Genomic DNA, 16,976 nt, shown 5'->3' on the forward strand with positions numbered 1-16,976 from the left:
CCGGTGAGGCCGTAGAAGAGGTCGTACTCGGCGAGCGAGGCCGCGCCGCCGTGCTGCATTCGGGCGGTGGCGGCGGTGAGGCGACGATGGGTAAGCCGGGTGACGTGTTGGTCGAGGGTCGCTGCGGCTGTTTCGTAGCGGTGGTCGGCCTTGGCGGCGCAGTGCAGGAGGAATGCGATGGCTGGGGTGCCGTAGTACAAGCCGGCGTGCTGGCCGCCGTCGAGCGCCCCGGTGGCCGCTGCCCGGGTCTGCGCATGCGCGTCTGGCCAGGATGCGGTACCGGTGAGGGCGCGTTCGAGGTGTAGCAGAGCGATCCCTGCCGTGCCGGTGGCCAGCGACTGGCGGACGGCATCCGGGCCGCCCATCTTCGGTGGTTCGGCACCGACACTGGTTGTACGGCTGATCGGTGGCCCGATCATCGCTGGCCGATCCGGGCGAGAGCGCGCAGCGCGGCGGCGCGGGCCAGGCGGTTGGTGCTCTGTTCGAAGGTGGGATCGACGCCGAGCGCACGGATATGGTGGTCGCGCAGCAAGGTCGGCAGGAGACCAACCGGGTCGCGTTGAACGGCGACGGTGCGGAAGTAGCGGCGTAGGGCGGTGTCGCGAGCCAGCCACGCGTCGACGAGCGCCTCCGCAGCGGTGCGTGGCTTTGGCTGCCGCGCGTCGATAGAGAGGTCGACCAGTTGTAGCGTTTGCTCGCACAGCGTGCGGTCCAACGCCCCGGGCTGCTGCGGCAGGCACCGCAGCAGGGCCTGATTTCCCGAGCTTTCGTCGGTGGCGAACGCGGCGGCGATCCGGGCCATGGACGCGGCGGCCAGCGCCTGCGCCGCGACGCCCAGGTCGTCGGCGGTTGCCATCTGGGCGATGACGCAGGCGGTGTCGGTGCAGAACACGTCCTCGGCGGCAGTGAGCGCCTCGTCGTAGCCGTAGCGGCCGGGATGGTCCTGGTACGGCACGAGTGACAACTGGTTAGGCAAGCCACGGGCTGTGAGCTCGGTGGCGAACGCGGCCAGGGCTGCGGTGACGGCCGCGTGGTGCTCGGGCTCGGTCAGCCGGAGCACGAGGATGAGGTGCTGGTCGGCGTCCATCCGAACCAGGTCGCGCTGGCGCCGAATCCACCACCGGCGTACCTCGCCGCGCAGTGAAGCGGTGAGCGGCGGGAGGTGCCGGATGATGTCGTCGAAGCGGGCCGGGCTGCCGGCCAGACGAGCCTGCACCACGGCCGTGTTGCCGGGCACCTGAAGCCGACCGGGCGGTGCGAGGTGAGGAAGCGGCCGGCGCGGTGGCGCGGTCGCAAGCATCGGAATCAGCAGCTCGGCGGCACGGCCGATCCACCCATGGTCCTCGGGCTGGGCGTCCTCCTGCAGCTCCACCCGTCCGGCCTGGGCCAGACGCCTACGCAGCAGTGCCCGGTCCAGGCGGTGGTCGAGATTCAAGGGCTGGCGAAACTCCCCGTGACAGAGCACGACACGGGCCGGGACACGCCACTGCCGCTGCCACGCCTGCAGCGCGGACTCCCAACCCTGACCGGCTCGGGACGGCAGGTCATTGGTAGTGAGCAGCCATCGTGCGGCAGCGAGAATCGTGCGGCGATACCGGACGCGCGGCAGGTACGGCAGGGTGCGGGCTGCACCGACGTCGAGCGGGCCAAACACCGCGGTGCGCGCGTCGGCGACCTCAGCGAGGAAGCGTGCCAGCGGGGGACTTTGCACGATGGTGTCGAGTGCGTGCGGAATGTTGGGGATGACCCGGCGGCCGGTGGAGATCTGCACCAGGTACATCTGGTCGGCGTCGGCGGTGACGGCCAGGTCATCGAGGCGGATCGGATTGCCGGTGGGGTGTTCGGCGAGCGCGAGGACGTCGGGCAGGAGCTGGGGGACCCGGGTGACGTTCTCGTTGTGCGGGCGCCGCGGCGGGAACGACAGCTGCACCGCCACCGCGTCGCCGCTCGGCGAACTCGGGGCGCAGGCGGCAGCCATCTGAGCCTGCTGGTGCTTGTCGAAGAGGTGGATGAAGCGGCCCGCCATGCTCGTCGGCATGCCCGGCGCCGCAGCGAAGCGCAGCCGAAATTCGCCTCTGTCGAGGGCCTCAATCGACGCGGCGTGGACCGCCACGCCGAGTTCGATGCGTGCCGGCGGTATCACGTCTGCCGGTTCGCCCACGGTTAGCGCCTCGACATCCGCATCGGTCAGGCTGATCTCGTCGCGTCCGTCGAGCGCGGCCCGTTGCACCAGGGCCAGGAACGCCGCGTCACGCTCGTTGATGGCACGCCAGCTGGGGTGCGCGCGGGGCGCACCGAGGTAGCCGGTGGGATAGCCGAGCCCGGAGTCGGCGACCAGGTCCCGCACTGGCACGAGTGCGCCCTGGCCATAGCGGGCTCGGAACCGGGACCGGTAGTCCTGCCAGGCGGTCGACCCAAATGGCTTCGTGCTGACCCGCAGCAGGACGTTCGCGGCCTCGACTGCTTCGGCCAACACCTGCTGTGGGAGGCGGATCTGGGCGTCGAGCCGTACGTCGACGGCCAGCACATCCTGGCTGCCGGGAACGACCTCGCGCATCCGTTGCATGACCGATGCGCGGATCGCGGCTGCCTGCACCGGATCGTCGATGGCGTTGTGTTGGTCGATCAGCTCCCGCACCTTTTCAAGGTCCCGCAGCAGCGGGGCGACGTCAGTGAACTGTTCGCCGCCTGCGGCGGTCACCGTATCGATCACGTGGGTGAGGCCGTCGAGGGTCGTCATCGGTGGGCGCAGTGCACTGATGAGGGCACCCTGCAACAGCAGATTGTCCAGGACCGTGGTGATCTGTCCAGGTCGGGCAGCCGGGAACTGTTCGGCCAGTTCGACGGCAAGGTCGTCGTACCGGACGGGAATGGCGGCGACGGCGAGCGCGGCTTTCACCGGTGCCGTGTAGCGCACGGACGCGTCGCGCAGCGGAAGCGCCTTGCCGCTGCCCGGGTCGGCGCGGCGGGCGGTGATGAACCGGCCGTCACGAACGACGCCGGTGTTGTCGGCAACAAGGTGCAGCTGACGTCGCAGGAGCGGGTACTCCTCCAGCCGGCCGATCACGGCCGTGAGCCACTCGCTGTCGACGCGCGCGATCACGCGGTGCCGTCGTCCCACCGCCACGCTGCCCGCTCCTTCGGCGGCCATCGTGACGCCGGCGAATAAACCGAAAGGTGTAGCGCGGCGCTGCCACCGCAGCAGATATCCGGCGACGGAGATGACCGCCCGGCGAACGGCCTTGACCGGCGCCGTGTCGGGACGCTCGGTGATTCGGTCGAGCTGCGCCGCCAGCGTGGGACTCGCCAGACTGAGCGCGTCGCGGACGTCAGAACGCGCCCACGTCTTCATCAGCCACGCCATGCCGTCATGCAGCATGAGGGCATCATCGGCTAGGTCCAGCTGAGAAGGCACATCGAAATCGCCGGGATCCGTCGTGGCGCGCACCATGACCACACCGGCACGCTGGAAGACAGGCGGGACTGGCACGACGAGGCCTCCTCAACCGCATGGCCGCCGTCGGCGCCCGCACTGGGCGCCGACGGCATCGTCAGGATGAAGCCCGAATCAGACGGGGTCGCTGGACTTGGTCGCGCAGGCACTCGTGCTGCAGCTGCTGCCGCAGCCGTCGCTGGTGCTGCACATCATGATCACCAGCGGGGTCGTGGACTCCACGACCCGCATGTCGAGCACGAAGTCGTCCTCGGTGGTTGCGGTGGCGGCGTCCGTGCGCTCGAGTTCCAGCAGCGGGGCCATGGTCTTCACGCTCCTCGGGTAGGTCGAACAGGGGTGGTTCACCCGGCCGAGGGCGGCTAGCTTGCCACCGGCCAGGAGATCATGAGCAGGCCGTGCGTCTTCTTCAGCACCGCTACGTTGTCCGGCACCGCGCCGGCGCTGGTACCGGCCGGCCAGTAGGCGAACGTCGGCGCCGGCCCGCGGCGGGCCCGCTGATACCAGGCCTGAATCTGCTCCGACATGGCCGCTGCGGAGTCCTTGCCGTGCGCCCCGAAGGCGCGAGCCCCGAGCTCGGCCCTCGAGCCCTCGTCGGTCGGACGCCAGGCCAGGTAGGCGAACGAGTCACCGCGCACGACACCGAACGGAAACCAGCGACGCTCGGCAGCCAGCTCGGTACCGTCGTCCGCCGCGAGCAGGCAGAAGCCGGGCAGGAACCCGGCCAGCCACAGGTGAAGATCCGCGAAGGACTCGCTGAGGCCGATCGTGACTCCCGACCAGACCTCGGTGCGTTCGGTGTCCAGCACACCATCCAGCTGACGGACGTCGTCCGGAGCGCCGACGTCGAAACGCAAGCTGACAAACTGGCCCTGCCGGTCGGGCAGCCGGAAGATCCGCTCGGGCCGCGCACCGTCGCCCTGCAGGGGCACGAATCCCGCCACCTCACTCGAGGTACTGGTCAAGTGGTCGCCGTTGCGGCGGAATGCGATCGTCCGGGTCACGCCGTTCATCCGCAACGGCACCACGATCACCCCGTCCGGTGCGAGGTGATCCAGCCAGGCGGGACAGATGTCCCACGCGCCGACCGTGACGAGGATCCGGTCGAACACACCCTCACCGGGCATGCCGTGCACCGCGTCGGCCTGCAACACCCGTACCCGGCGGTCATAGCCCGTCTCGCGCAGCAGGACCCTGGCCCGGTCCGTAATCTCGGCGTCGATGTCCACGCTGACGACCTGGCTGTCCACACCGACCACCTCAGCCAGCAGCGCCGCGTTGTAACCACCCGAACCGATCTCTAGGACCCGCATTCCGGGTCCGACGCCGGCTTGCTCGATCATGCGGGCCTGGATGTACGCGGCGCTGACCGAAGACAGGTGGACCCCGTGCTCATCGGTCTTCGTGATTACCGACTGGTCGACGTCGTAGACGACCTCGAGTGGTGTGCCCGCAGGCACGAACGCGTGCCGCGGTACCGTCCGGAACGCCGCCTCCACGGCTGAGGAGGTGATCATGTCGTCAGCGATGAGCCGTTCCACGAGGGCATCTCGAATCTGCCCGACTCGATCCGAGGAATCCGACCTGTCAGCCGCGTGCGTCACTCGGCGCTCCAATCTCTGGGTTTCTCGTGCCATCTGGCCGTGACAGGGTGCCGGGTGCAGGTAGCGCGCAATGCAGGGCTGATCTGTGCTCGCTTTCCTGCGGTGGGAGGCACAGCTCCGGGCAATCATCACCGGCTCGTGGAGAGAAGCCGGAGAAGCTGAAGTCCAGCGCAATCGCCTTGTGCGCCAAGGATCTCCCGAGCCGGTGGAGGCTGGGAATGCCGACTTGTTGTCCGACCTTGCGTTGAGCCACCCCCGCTTTGATGGAGCTTCTTGATCACAATCTGATGGCCGTGGGGAGGAAGTCGTCCGTGGCAGCACCGAAGAAGTACCCCGACGAGCTACGTCAGCGCGCTGTGCGCTTGTACCGAGCGTCGGACCCGAAGCCGGTGATCCGCGCTTGGCCGAGCAACTCGGCGTTCACGAGGCGCTCAGGAACTGGATCCGTCAGGCCGAGGCTGACGCGGGTGAGCGCACCGATTGGCCTACCCTGTCCCGCCGACCGGTTCGGACACCGACCGGACTACCCGGCGGCTGGCCGGACCACGAGCTGGCTCACCTGCGGCAGCCGGACGCCGAGATCCCGCGACCGGCCGGTCGCCGCGTCGACGGCGGCGAGTTGCCCGTCCAGTCCGGTGACGAACAGCCACTTGCCGTCCGGGGACCAGACCACGGACCCCGGACTGGCTCCACCGGCAGGCCCAGCACACGAACGACACCCGAGCCCAGATCCAACAAATGGACCCGGGGCGCGCCGGTCGCGTTCATGGCCACCAGGGCGGCCATCCGACCGTCACCGGAGATCGCCCCCCGGTCGAAGGCGGTGATCTCGGCCGGCAGCGGGACCGCCCGCCGGGCACCGCCGGGGTGTGAGATCAGCACGCCCGCGCACCGCAGACGCTCGTCGCACTCCCGGGCCAGCCAGTGGCGCGGGCCGACGGCCACCAGGTCACCCATGGTGATCCGGCGCACCCCGTCGGGACGGATGGTGTAGACCCCGCCGGTCGCGGTGATCGCCGGATAACCGGCCCCGTCCGGCTGGGCGAAGCTGCTGACCCCCGCGGGCAGGACGATCTCCACACCGGTGGCCCTGCCGTCGAACCGGGCCAGCAGCATCCTGGGCCGCACGCCGTCACCGTCGGACACCCACACCGACTCCGGATCCGGCCCGGGCAGCATCGCCCCGGATCGGTCAAGGTCGTTGGTCGTCTCCGTCGACGGCCGGCCGTCGGGCACCCGATAGCCCTCCACCGCGTCGACGGGACGGATGACCACCCCGTCCGGGGAGAGTAGGAAGCTGACCGGGCCGGTGCTCCGCAGCGCCCGCACCGGGGTGATGCTCACCCGGCCCCGCGCGAACTCGATCCGGACCACTGCGTCCGGCCCCCGGCCGTACAACTGCCAACCGCCGGTGATCCCGAGCAAGGGCCGGCCGACCTCAGTGACCGCCGGTGGCGCTCCGGTCGTGGCTAGCCCCGGGGTGGCCGGGGCGGTGGCCTCGGGCGCCGACGACGCGACCAGCGGCGACGGCGACCGGCTCGCCGGGGGCGGAACCCGGTCGGCCCCGGTACGCGCGTACACGGCCAACCCGACCCGGCGGCCAGCACCAACGGCAGCCACTTCGGCCACCGCCGCCAGCGGGGGGCGGCGCCCTCGCGGATCGAGCCGCCAATCTCGATGATGTCGCCCCGCGCCGGTCGGTCCTGGTCCCCCGTCATCCTGACATCATCCACCTCGAACATTCACGGCCCCGCATCCGACTACCACCCGGCCTCCGACCCGTCCCGTCATGGTTCCTGGCCGCCTCGACGTTTGACGGCTCTTCGAAGTTCAGCGGGGTTAAGGTGTCCGCGGTGGCGCCGGATGGTGGCGGTGCGGGCGCGTAGGCGCTGCTCTCCGGGTTGCGAAAGCCGCAGGCGTCGCGGGCGATCGTTTAATCTCGCGGGTGGTGCCTTTTGAGCCTGAGTTGGTGATGCCGATATACAGGAACGCGTGAACCTGCGGCCACCAGGCCTCGATCGTGGTGGCGGCCTGCCCTTTCACCTCGGGTACCCGAGCCAGACCCACCGCGATGTCCGTGTAGCCCGCCGCAACAGCCATGCCAGCAATCTGCTCGACGGCATGGTCGACCGCGGTGTCCGGGTAGCCGAACCATGGAACTGTTTCGTCGCCTGATCATGGTGTCCCGCCCGCCCCCGATGCACTCAGCGACAGCCACCAAAATCGTGGATGGACCGCTCAGGCCGCAGAGATCCGCACCGCGGACGGTTCGGACTTCAGCCGGCTCGACCGGGGACGTCAACCAGTCCGGCAGAATGGAGCTGAAGGGAATCATCCGTGGCAGCACGGCAGAAGTACCCGACGAGGCTGCGTGAACGTGCAGTGCGTTTGTATCGGGAGTCGGACCCGAAGCCCGTGATCCGCCAATTGGCCCGCCAGCTTCGATGCATCATGAGGCGTTGCGGAACTGGATCCGCTAGGAACAGCAGACGTCCACGCCGCGCCGACGGCGAGGCACCCGCTCACCGGCATGAGCGCTCAGCGTCGCCCGCCGTTCCGGATCGCCACGCCGACCGGCCGCACGGCACCCGTTGCACCGCAGGGACAGATACCTGCCCAGACCCTGGGCGGGAGCCGAACGCACGCAAAGGGTGCCCGCCCGATCAGGTGCCGAGCAACGAGAGCGCGGCCCGCCCCTGAGGATCGTGGCGCTGGTCGGTTGGCCGGGCGACGAGTAGAGCGCAAGTCAGATCCGTGGACCTGTCGCCCGTCACCAGTCGTTGCTCGCTGGGCCAACGGGTAGCCCCGCTCGTCACCTGCGCCAGCCCAGGTCAACGGCGACCGACCGCCGAGCACCCACCTCGCAAAAAGATCCACAACAGTGACCACGATGGACAACGGCCACGCGCTGACGCACCGACAGCCGGGCCATGATCCAGACCACGCGACACGCAAACGCACTGGTCAGTACGGACCCCGCCGAAACAGCACAGCGACTACGGAGCACCATCGGAGCACCAGATTCCAAGCCTTGGGAAAATCTGTCCCAAGACGCGGAAGCGATCAAGGCCGTGATCAGCGTTTCCGCTGGTCACGGCCTTGATCGTGAAGTGCGCCCGAAGGGACTCGAACCCCTAACCTTCTGATCCGTAGTCAGATGCTCTATCCGTTGAGCTACGGGCGCTTGCTGCTCGACCAGTCTACACACCGGCTTTCGCGCGGAGACTCCGGGATTCGAACCCGGGAGGGGCTTTAAGACCCCAACCGCATTAGCAGTGCGGCGCCATAGACCAGACTAGGCGAAGTCTCCTCGGTGGCCCGCAGACCACCGCGCCCGAGAATACAGGCCCGCACCCGTCCGGAGCAAAGCGACTACCGGAGCCCGGGCGGAGGCACCTGGGGAGGACCGCCCGGACCTCGGTGGTCGACCGCTTCCCATCCAGGCGTTTTCCTGCTGTGCGGTGCCCGGATCAGGGCTACGATCCATCGACATGGAGGAGCAGCCGCCAAGCGACCCGCCCCGCCGCGAGCCTGGTGAGGGCGCGCGGCGACGCCGTCCTCCGCGCGCGACATTCACGCCGCCTGTCCCTCCCGATCCCGCTGTGGCCCCCGCAGACGCCCCGCCTCCTGACGTGACGAGGTCACATCCGCGCCGGGCCCGGGTGGCGGCCCCCACCGTGCTCTTCCAACCGCCCGATCCCGACCGACCGGCTCCGCCGCTTCCGGCCCCCAGGTCCACCGCGGACCGGCCGGTCCCGGCCGCCGACGTGGTCGAACCGCCTCAGCCGCCGGCGGGTACGGCCAGCCGAGGTGTTCAGGCGCAAAGCGGCGCCGACGATTCACCGCGCCCGGCGGCCGAGCCGGAACCGGCCGCCCCGCGCAACGCCCCTCCCGAGGCTCGTGAGACGGGCGTCACCGCCGTCGGCTCGGCCCTCGGTGCGCGGGCCACCCGGAAGGCCCCCGCTCGGAAGGCATCTGCGGCCAAGGAGGCCGCCAGGGCGGCCCCGACCGAGGAGGGCGTGAATCCGACCACGGCCGGCGGGACCGCCGCGCCGGAGAGCGCCGCCGCGCCGAGGAAGACCGCCACCCTGAAGGAGACCACCGGCGTCGCCCAGCCGAAGAAGGCCGCCGCCCGGAGAAAGACCACCGCCCCAGCGGAGCCAGCCACCCCGGAGGCTGCAACCCCGGAGGCTGCGACCCCCGCGAAGGTTGCGCCCGAGACGGTTGCGCCGGCGATGGCTTCTCCGGAGGCCGCAGGCATCGAGGCCGACGCCGGGGCGGTTGGCCGGGCGCCGGGGGCGGTGTCGGCGCGTACCGACGTGGATGGCCTGCGGGCGACGGCCCTGCGGGTGCTCGACCACCCGGGCTTCGCACCGGAGCTGCTGGCCCTGGCGGCGGTCCAGGCGCTGGGGCCGGGGGCGCGCGACTGGGCGGCGTCGCTCCGGAACGTCTACCCCGACGCGACGGCGGACGGGCTGGCCCGGCTCGCGACCCGGCGGTTCGTCCGGCTGGCGGCGGCGGGCGGGGCGACGGCGGCGCTCGCTGGCCTGTTCGCGCCGGTCGCGGAGCTGGCGGCGGTGCTCTGGACGCAGGCCAACCTGGTGCTGCACCTGGCGGCGGCGTACGGCCGGGATCCGGCCGACCCGGAACGGGCGGTGGAGCTGCTGGTGCTGACCCGAGCACATCCGGACGCGGAGAGCGCCCGGGTGGCGTTGGCGGCGGCAGAGGCGGCGACCGACCCGGTCGAGCAGCCGTGGCCCCGGGTGGCAGAGGCTGCCTGGCGGTTGGCCGCGCCGCTGGCCGTGCAGGCCGGGGGGTGGCTGGGGCTGCGGGTGGCGTCCCGGCTGGTGCCGGGCGCGGCGGTGCTGGCCGCCGCGGTGGGCGGCTCGGCCGCCGCCGAGCGGCTGGCCGCCCGGGCGGTCGCCGCCTACCGGCCACCGCGCGCCCGCTGACGGCAGCGCCCACCGGGATGGGCGGGGCGGAGCGGGATCGACGCGTGGCGCGGGCGTCGCTTGCGGGGCGGCCCGTCAGAGCCAGTCGAACCAGGATCTCGGCAGGAGGGCGTAGCCGACGAAGGCGACCACGTCGAGCAGGGTGTGCGCGATGATCAGCGGCAGCACCCGCTTGGTGCGCAGGTAGAAGAAGGAGAACACGACGCCCATCACGGCGTTGCCGAGGAATGCGCCGAAGCCCTGGTAGAGGTGGTAGGAGCCGCGCAGGACGGCGCTCGCGGCGATCACCGCGCCGAGCCGCCACCGGAGCTGGCGCAGCCGGGTGACCAGGTAGCCGACCACGATCACCTCCTCCAGCACGGCGTTCTGCACGGCGGCGAGGATCAGCACCGGGACCGCCCACCAGACCTCCGGCAGGCCGGCCGGAACCAGGGTGGCGTTGACGCCGAGCTGCGCGGCGGCCCAGAACAGCGCCAGGCCGGGCAGGCCGATGAGCGCCGCCAGGCCCGCGCCCCGGGCCAGGTCGGAGCCGGGCCGGCGCAGGTCCACCCCGAGGGTACGGACGGGGTCGCCGGGGTCGCGCGCCAGCAGGTGTACGGCGAGCAGCACCGGCAGCAGCGCGAAGACGATGCCGAGGAGCTGGTACGTCAGGTCGAGCCAGGGGCGGGCCGACTGGGAGGTGTTCAGCGCGGCGGTCTGCTTCGACAGCGGCCCGTCGGCGGTCAGCTTCGCGATGATCGACACGAGCGCGTAGACCGCCGACTGCCCGAGCGAGAGCCCGAGCACCAGCAGCGTCTCCGTGCCGAGGACCCGGCGGGACGCCGGCCGGTTGAGCTCAACGGTCACCGTCCCACTGTGCCCGACTCCGACGGCCGGCGGAACAACGGGCCGAGGGGCGGCATGAGGAGATCGCACATTCTGTGCGACCGGTGCACACGCTCCGTGGACATTCTATGGGGGCCCGATCCGCCGGTCAGGAGGAGGAGCGTCTTGGACAACGTCGCGCAGCTGCTGAAGGAGAGCTGGACCCTGGTCGAGGAGGACCGGGGCCGGTTGAGCGGTCATTTCTACGCCCGGCTCTTCCTCCTCGACCCCGCGCTGCGCCCGCTCTTTCCGGCGGCGATGACCGGCCAGGGTGACCGCATCCTGGACGCGATCGTCACGGCGACCCAGGTGGTGGACGACCCGGAGAGCTTCGACGAGTACCTGCGCTCGCTGGGCCGGGACCATCGGAAGTACCACGTCGACTCGGCGCACTACGAGACCATGGGCGTCGCCCTGCTGGACGCGCTGCGCAGCACCGCCGGGGACGGCTGGAACCTGGAGTACGACCAGGCGTGGCGGGACGCGTACGCGGCGATCGTCGAGAAGATGCTGGCCGGGGCGGCGACGGACGAGAATCCGCCGTACTGGCACGCCGAGGTGCTGACCCACGAGCGGCACGGCCCGGACACGGCGGTCCTGACCGTCCGCGCCCTCCAGCATCCGCTGCCCTGGCGGGCCGGCCAGTACGTCAGCGTCGAGGTCCCCCGGCACCTGCCCCGGGTGTGGCGGACGTACTCGGTGGCGAACGCCCCGAACGACGACAACGTCCTGGAGTTCCACGTCCGGACGCCGTCGGGGGCGGGCTGGGTGTCCGGGGCGCTGGTGCGCCGTACGAGGCCGGGGGACCTGCTCCGCGTCGCCGCGCCGATGGGGTCGATGACCCTGGACCGCTCCTCGGAGCGGGACATCCTGTGCATCGCCGGCGGGGTCGGGGTGGCCCCGGTCAAGGCGCTGGTCGAGGACCTGACCGGCTGGAACCGGACCCGCTGGGTGCACGTTTTCTACGGCGCCCGGCACGCCGACGACCTGTACGCGCTGGACGGGCTGCGGGAGCTGGTGGCCGCCCACCCCTGGCTCTCGGTCACTCCGGCGTGCAGCGCGGAGCCGGACTTCGATGGGGAGCGGGGCGACATCTCGGAGGTGGTGGCCCGGTACGGCCCGTGGACCGCCCACGACTGCTACGTCTCGGGCTCGGCCCGGATGGTCCGGGCGACCCTGCGGGCGCTCGCCGGGGACGACGTGCCGCCGCCGAACATCCGGTACGACACCTTCGGCGAGCTGTAGCACGACGCCGTACGGCGTCCGGCGAACGCGCCGGGACGCCGAATACGCCGGGACGCCCGGATGCCCGGATGCCTGGACGCCGGGACGCCGGGACGCCCGGACGAAGACCTTCCTCCCCCCGAAGAGGACCGGGTCGCGTGCCTCCGCCCCCTGGGGCACGCGACCCGGTCCGCCCCCTCGCTCGTCTCTCAGTACCGCCAGGGGTTGCCGGTCTCGCGGTACTCCTCCACCGGCACCAGCGGCACGCCGGGCGTCATCCGGTCGACGTACAGCCGGCCCTCCAGGTGGTCGATCTCGTGCGCGACGAGCCGGGCCATGGCGAACTCGAACGAGGTGATCATCCGGCCGCCGTCGCACTGCGCGTGCTCCACGTCGATGCGCAGCGGCCGGGGCACCAGCCCCCGATGGTCGAAGAAGGAGAGGCAGCCCTCGTATTGCTCGTCGGTGTCCGGGGACGAGTCGACCACCCGGGGGTTGAGCAGGATCACCGGATCGGCGCCCCGGTCGGGCGGGCGGACCACGGCGGCGGCCCAGGCGAGGCCGAGCTGGGGGGCCGCGATGCCGACGCCCTTGCTGAACGGGTGCAACTCGTCGAGCCGGACCAGCGCCGAGCTGAGCCGGTCGACCACGTCGCGGGCGGTCACCTCGTCGGCCGGCAGGCCGAACTGGCGGCTGGGCTGGCGCAGCAGGTCCGCGCCGCGCTGCACGATGCCGAGCCCTCGAATCCGGTCGCTGGCCCGGACCCGGCCGCCGCCGACCGGCCCGCCGGAGTCGGACTCGGGCGGGCGGCTGCGGAACCGCCACTGCAACCGGTACCGGGCGTTTAGCGGCGGGTCCTCGGTGGCCCAGTCGAAGATCGCCCGGTCGCCGCGCTCGTGCCGGCTGATCGGGCGGCGCAGCGGCCCCTCCTCGGACGAGAGCGAGGTCTCCACCCCCCATACCTGGGGAGCCAGGTCCGTGGGCAGGTCGAGCCTGACCGCCAGGTGCCGGGTCGGCAGGCGTACGGCGCGCTGGAACCAGGGGCCCCACTTCTCCCGGCTCACCCGGTACGCGTACTCGATGGTGACCCGCTCGCCGGGGTAGAGCGGGAAGCGGCCCTCGTCGTTCTCGAAGAGCAGCCAGATCTCCTTGAACGCGTCCCGGTCGTGCTTGGCCCGCCAGTGCATCGGTTCGGGCTCCCCGCCGTCGTACCGGTACGACAGCAGTTGCAGCTCGGCGAAGGTGAGCGGGTGTTCCCGGTGGTGCCGGTTCGACCGGCCGGGGTCGTTGGGGTACCGGTCGACGGCGACCCGGACCAGGTAGCGGGTCACCGGTTCGGTACCGGCGTTGTAGAGCTCCCGGCGGATGACGCACCGGTAGCCCTCGTCGGTGTGGGTGAGGGTGGCCAGTTCGCCCTCCACGATCAGCCCGGTGCCGGGGGGCATCCACTGGCCGGGGGCGGGGTGGTCCCGATGGGGCGGGGTGGGGCGGCCGTGCCGGAGCTCGTCGTACTCCCGGAAGCGCTGCCAGATTGCGCCGCTGGCCTCCAAGACGGCCTCGGCCCGGCGGGCGAAGTCCTCGGTCGGCCGGTGCCGGCGTCCCTCGATGTGGCTGACGTAGGAGGGGTCGAAGCCCATCAGCGAGGCCAGTTGCTTCTTGGACAGCCCCCGCTCGGTCCGCTGCCGGGCGAGTTCGGCCGCGAACGAGTCGGCGGCCCGCTCGATGGGAGAGGTCGTCATCAGCTTCCTCAACGCCGGGGAGTACCAGTTTCACTTTCCGTACGTGAACGCGCACAGAATTGGCATCTTGTCGACACTCGGCTTGACAATTCACGCATGGACGTCAATGCTTCCGGCGGCCCGGCCCGCCCCGGCCGACCGGCGTTTTCCCCGGTCCTGGCCGGGTAGCGCCCCGGCCCGCCCCCGAGGCCGTGGAGCCCGCCAGGGTGACGACCGCCTCCCAGTCGCCGCAGATCGGGGCTTTCCCTATCCCCGAAGCGTTGGTTAGGCTAGCCTTAGTTCACGGCTCGGAGCTTCGGTCGAGGGGAGATGCGGTGACAGCGGTGATGCCCGCGCGGGAGACCGCGACGCCCCTCGCCCCGGTGACCGCGACCCTGCGTGCCATGTTCGGCACCGACGACCTGCCCGGGCTCGCGCCGGGCCTGCTGGTGACCGACGACCGGTTCGGCTGGGCCCCGGCCACCACCCTGGTCGACGGCACCCGGCTGCCCGAGCTGCTGCACGCCGCCGCCCTGCTCTGGGGCGGCACCCCGCACGCCTGCGCCGCGCTGGCCTGGAAGTCGTACAGCTACTGGGTCGCCCTGCCGGCCGTGCTCGGCTGGGCGGCGGCCCGCCGGGTGCCGCTGCTCGACCCGGCCGACGTGCTGATCCACTTCGAGGACCACCGCCCGCTGGTCACCCTCGGGCTGCGCCGGTCCACCACCGTCGCGGTGCTCCCCGGCGACCCCCTGGCCCTGGCAGGGCTGCCGGAGGTCCGGGTCGTCGCCGACGAGGCCGCACTGCTGGCCGTGCTCCGCGCCTCACTGCTCGACGCCCACCTCGCCCCGATGGTCACCGCCATCCAGGCGGAGGTCCGCATCGGCACCCGTACGCTGCTCGGCTCCGTCGCCTCCGGCATCGCGCACGGCGTGCTCCGGGCCGCCGACGCGCTGCCCGGCCCCGCGACCCGGCACGTCGAGACGCTGCTGCACGCCCTCGACCTGGCGGACCTGGTCGAGCTGGTGCCCGGCCCGGCCGGCGAGCCGACGGTCCAGCGTCGCACCTGCTGCCTGGCCTTCACCCTGCCCAGGCCGAAGGTCTGCCAGGGCTGCTGCCTCCGCTGACCCGGACTGGTCCGCCGACGGCGGGCTCAGTCCGTCAGGGGACGGACGTCCCAGACCCAGACCCCCCCGGTGTACGTGGGGCGGATGCCGGTCAGCTCGGTCATCCCCCGGCGTAGCGCGTCGGCGTGCTCGTGCGGGCCGAGCAGCACCACCCCGGCCCGCCAGTACCGCAGGTCCTCCAGCGCGGACGCCCGGGTCGGCGCGGTGACCGGCGGGACCTGGCCGGTGCGCCGGATGGTGATGAAGAAGCTGCTGGTGGGGCGGGGCGGGGCGGTGAACAGGGCGATCCGCCCCTCGGGTGCCCGCGGCCGGGTGTCCGGCCCGAGGAAGTAGCCCCGGGCCAGCGGCAGGTCCAGGCGGGTCGCCGCCGACCAGCGCAGCGGATCGGGGTAGTCGGTGTCCGGCAGCGGCAGGGTCACCACGCTGCGCCCGCCGGCCACATACGGACGCCAGGCGCCGGAGGTGACGAACTCGGGCACCGGGTCGAGGCGTACCGAGGGCAACGGGGTGGGGAACGCGGGGAGCAGCGCCATGGTCAGCATGGTGGCGGTGGCGAAGCGGATCTGCGGGCGGGCGGCCGGGTGCTCCCGGGCCAGCCGGCGGGCCCGTTCCGCGCCGAACGCGAGCAGCACCCCGACTATCGGGACGGTCGCCAGCGCCCACCTGGTGGGCACCACCGAGTGCAGGATCGGCAGGTTCTCCAGGGCCGCCCAGGGCCCGGCGATCCCGGTCGCCCGGCCCTCGAACTGGATTTCCCGGCCGAGGGAGAGCACCGCGAAGAGCAGGCCGACCGCGGCGAGGCCGAGCACCACGGGGCTGCGCCGCAGCCACCACACCAGGGCGCCGACCAGGATGACCAGCGGCCAGCCGAAGAAGCCGTTCTCCTCGGTGGGGTTCTTGACCAGCTTGAGGTTGGTCCGCGGGTCGCCGGCGATCGACTCCCGGCCGAACGCGGTGAACGAGGCGAGGTCGGTGCGGTAGCCGCGGATCAGCTCGGACAGGCCCTCGTACGCGCCGGGGCCGAAGAACTGCACGTACAGCGGGTACGCCAACAGCACCGCGGCCAGGGCGGCGGCGACCGCCAGCCCGGCGAGGAACGGCCGGGCCCGCCGGCGCAGCTCGGGCCGGCCCAGGGCCAGCGCGACGACCACCACCCCGAGCCCGATGGCGGTCATCAGCAGGATCTCCAGGTTGATGAAGGCCTGCCAGACGATCACCAGCCCGAGCAGCACGCCGTTGCGCAGCCACCGGCCGCCGTCGGGCAGCCGCAGGGTGCGCCAGACGATCAGGGGCACCACGAACTGGCTGACGATGTTGGGATGGGCATTGGCGTGCGAGACCATCGCCGGGGCGAACGCGCAGAACCCGGCCCCGAGCCAGGCCGGCCCCCGGGAGCCGACCAGCACCCGGGAGAGGACGAAGTACCAGGCGGTCGCGGTGGCGATCATGCCGCCGGTGAGGAACACCAGAAAGGCGATACGCGGCCCGAACAGGACGGTGACCGGCGTCATTGGCAGAGAAATGGATAATACGGACGTGTTGGCCATGAGATTGACGCTGTCCGGCACATTCATCCGGTCCGAGCCGAACGGATAGGCGAAATCGGTCAGCACGCGCGCGCCGTGCGCCATCATCCACTCGAAGAGCGCCTGGTCGGATCGGTTGTCCCGGACCCCGTGCGCCGGGTTCACCCAGAGCCGGGCGGTCACCCAGAAAGCGATCAGCGCGAAGCTGAGCACGGCGAGGACGTCCGTCCAGCGCCCCCGCCGGGACGCCGCGGCCCTGCCCGCCCCCTCCTCAGACGCATCCGTCACCGGGGGTTCGGCCTCGCCGCCCCCAGGCTCGCCATCGGGGCGGTCCGATTGAGGAGTAGTCATGACAATTCATAGAGTAGTCAGGGTATGGCACTGACGTGACATGTTTCTGGGGACTGGCGTACTATGTGCCAGGTTCGCCGACCGCCGATCTCGTGCCCACCCCCGACCGCAATTCGGCCACCACGATGCCCCGATTTCCCCACCGTCCGCTTCGGATGGTTC

At 71.5% G+C, this 16,976-nt stretch carries 11 protein-coding genes, 2 tRNA genes and 2 pseudogenes; 4 read left to right on the forward strand and 11 right to left on the reverse strand.

Annotated features, from left to right (window positions below; genetic code table 11):
- Positions 1 to 2: 2 nt before the first annotated feature.
- From ACQPZO_RS30070 to ACQPZO_RS30095, 6 genes and pseudogenes are all read right to left on the reverse strand, one after another.
- Positions 3 to 419, reverse strand: a pseudogene (locus ACQPZO_RS30070) (lanthionine synthetase LanC family protein); the annotation flags it as partial.
- Positions 416 to 3,451 (reverse strand): lantibiotic dehydratase, encoded by a 3,036-nt coding sequence (locus tag ACQPZO_RS30075; protein ID WP_433351349.1) that lies wholly within the window; start codon positions 3,449 to 3,451, stop codon positions 416 to 418. The pseudogene ACQPZO_RS30070 and the gene ACQPZO_RS30075, both read right to left, overlap by 4 nt.
- Positions 3,452 to 3,568: 117 nt before the next feature.
- Positions 3,569 to 3,757, reverse strand: a complete 189-nt coding sequence (locus tag ACQPZO_RS30080) for an FxLD family lanthipeptide (protein WP_101415307.1) — start codon at positions 3,755 to 3,757, stop codon at positions 3,569 to 3,571.
- A 56-nt stretch (positions 3,758 to 3,813) separates the two neighbouring features.
- The gene (gene fxlM / locus ACQPZO_RS30085; RefSeq protein WP_433345544.1) at positions 3,814 to 4,992 is read right to left on the reverse strand and encodes a methyltransferase, FxLD system; all 1,179 of its coding nucleotides are present in this window, start codon (positions 4,990 to 4,992) and stop codon (positions 3,814 to 3,816) included.
- A gap of 618 nt (positions 4,993 to 5,610) precedes the next feature.
- Positions 5,611 to 6,675 (reverse strand): hypothetical protein, encoded by a 1,065-nt coding sequence (locus ACQPZO_RS30090; protein ID WP_433345545.1) that lies wholly within the window; start codon positions 6,673 to 6,675, stop codon positions 5,611 to 5,613.
- Positions 6,676 to 6,842: 167 nt separating this feature from the next.
- A pseudogene (locus ACQPZO_RS30095) lies at positions 6,843 to 7,086 on the reverse strand (hypothetical protein); the annotation flags it as partial.
- On the opposite strand from ACQPZO_RS30095, the gene ACQPZO_RS30100 reads away from it, so the two are divergent.
- Entirely contained in the window at positions 7,048 to 7,230 is a 183-nt protein-coding gene (locus ACQPZO_RS30100) for a hypothetical protein (protein WP_433351406.1), read from the forward strand. The pseudogene ACQPZO_RS30095 and the gene ACQPZO_RS30100 overlap by 39 nt on opposite strands.
- A 936-nt stretch (positions 7,231 to 8,166) precedes the next feature.
- On the opposite strand, the gene ACQPZO_RS30105 is transcribed toward ACQPZO_RS30100, so the two are convergent.
- A tRNA-Arg gene (locus ACQPZO_RS30105) sits at positions 8,167 to 8,239 on the reverse strand.
- Positions 8,240 to 8,274: 35 nt separating this feature from the next.
- Positions 8,275 to 8,365, reverse strand: a tRNA-Ser gene (locus ACQPZO_RS30110).
- A gap of 709 nt (positions 8,366 to 9,074) precedes the next feature.
- On the opposite strand from ACQPZO_RS30110, the gene ACQPZO_RS30115 reads away from it, so the two are divergent.
- A complete protein-coding gene (locus ACQPZO_RS30115) occupies positions 9,075 to 10,007 on the forward strand; it encodes a hypothetical protein (protein WP_433345547.1) in 933 nt (310 codons plus the stop codon).
- Positions 10,008 to 10,082: 75 nt separating this feature from the next.
- On the opposite strand, the gene ACQPZO_RS30120 is transcribed toward ACQPZO_RS30115, so the two are convergent.
- Positions 10,083 to 10,853, reverse strand: coding sequence for a CPBP family intramembrane glutamic endopeptidase (locus ACQPZO_RS30120; protein WP_433345549.1), 771 nt, complete (start codon positions 10,851 to 10,853; stop codon positions 10,083 to 10,085).
- A gap of 144 nt (positions 10,854 to 10,997) precedes the next feature.
- Here ACQPZO_RS30120 and ACQPZO_RS30125 point away from each other — a divergent pair, with 144 nt between their 5' ends.
- Entirely contained in the window at positions 10,998 to 12,116 is a 1,119-nt protein-coding gene (locus ACQPZO_RS30125; protein WP_433345551.1) for a globin domain-containing protein, read from the forward strand.
- A gap of 188 nt (positions 12,117 to 12,304) precedes the next feature.
- Here ACQPZO_RS30125 and ACQPZO_RS30130 read toward each other — a convergent pair whose 3' ends face one another.
- The gene (locus ACQPZO_RS30130; RefSeq protein WP_433345553.1) at positions 12,305 to 13,834 is read right to left on the reverse strand and encodes a peptide deformylase; all 1,530 of its coding nucleotides are present in this window, start codon (positions 13,832 to 13,834) and stop codon (positions 12,305 to 12,307) included.
- A gap of 326 nt (positions 13,835 to 14,160) precedes the next feature.
- Between ACQPZO_RS30130 and ACQPZO_RS30135 the strand changes: the two genes are divergently transcribed.
- Positions 14,161 to 14,937 carry an IucA/IucC family C-terminal-domain containing protein gene (locus tag ACQPZO_RS30135; protein WP_433351351.1) on the forward strand — a complete coding sequence of 259 codons (777 nt, stop codon included), beginning with the start codon at positions 14,161 to 14,163 and terminating at the stop codon, positions 14,935 to 14,937.
- A 26-nt stretch (positions 14,938 to 14,963) separates the two neighbouring features.
- Here ACQPZO_RS30135 and ACQPZO_RS30140 read toward each other — a convergent pair whose 3' ends face one another.
- Entirely contained in the window at positions 14,964 to 16,814 is a 1,851-nt protein-coding gene (locus ACQPZO_RS30140) for a hypothetical protein (protein ID WP_433345555.1), read from the reverse strand.
- Positions 16,815 to 16,976 lie beyond the last annotated feature (162 nt).

Origin of the sequence: Micromonospora sp. CA-111912 (assembly GCF_050948415.1) — a bacterium.
Taxonomy (GTDB): domain Bacteria; phylum Actinomycetota; class Actinomycetes; order Mycobacteriales; family Micromonosporaceae; genus Micromonospora.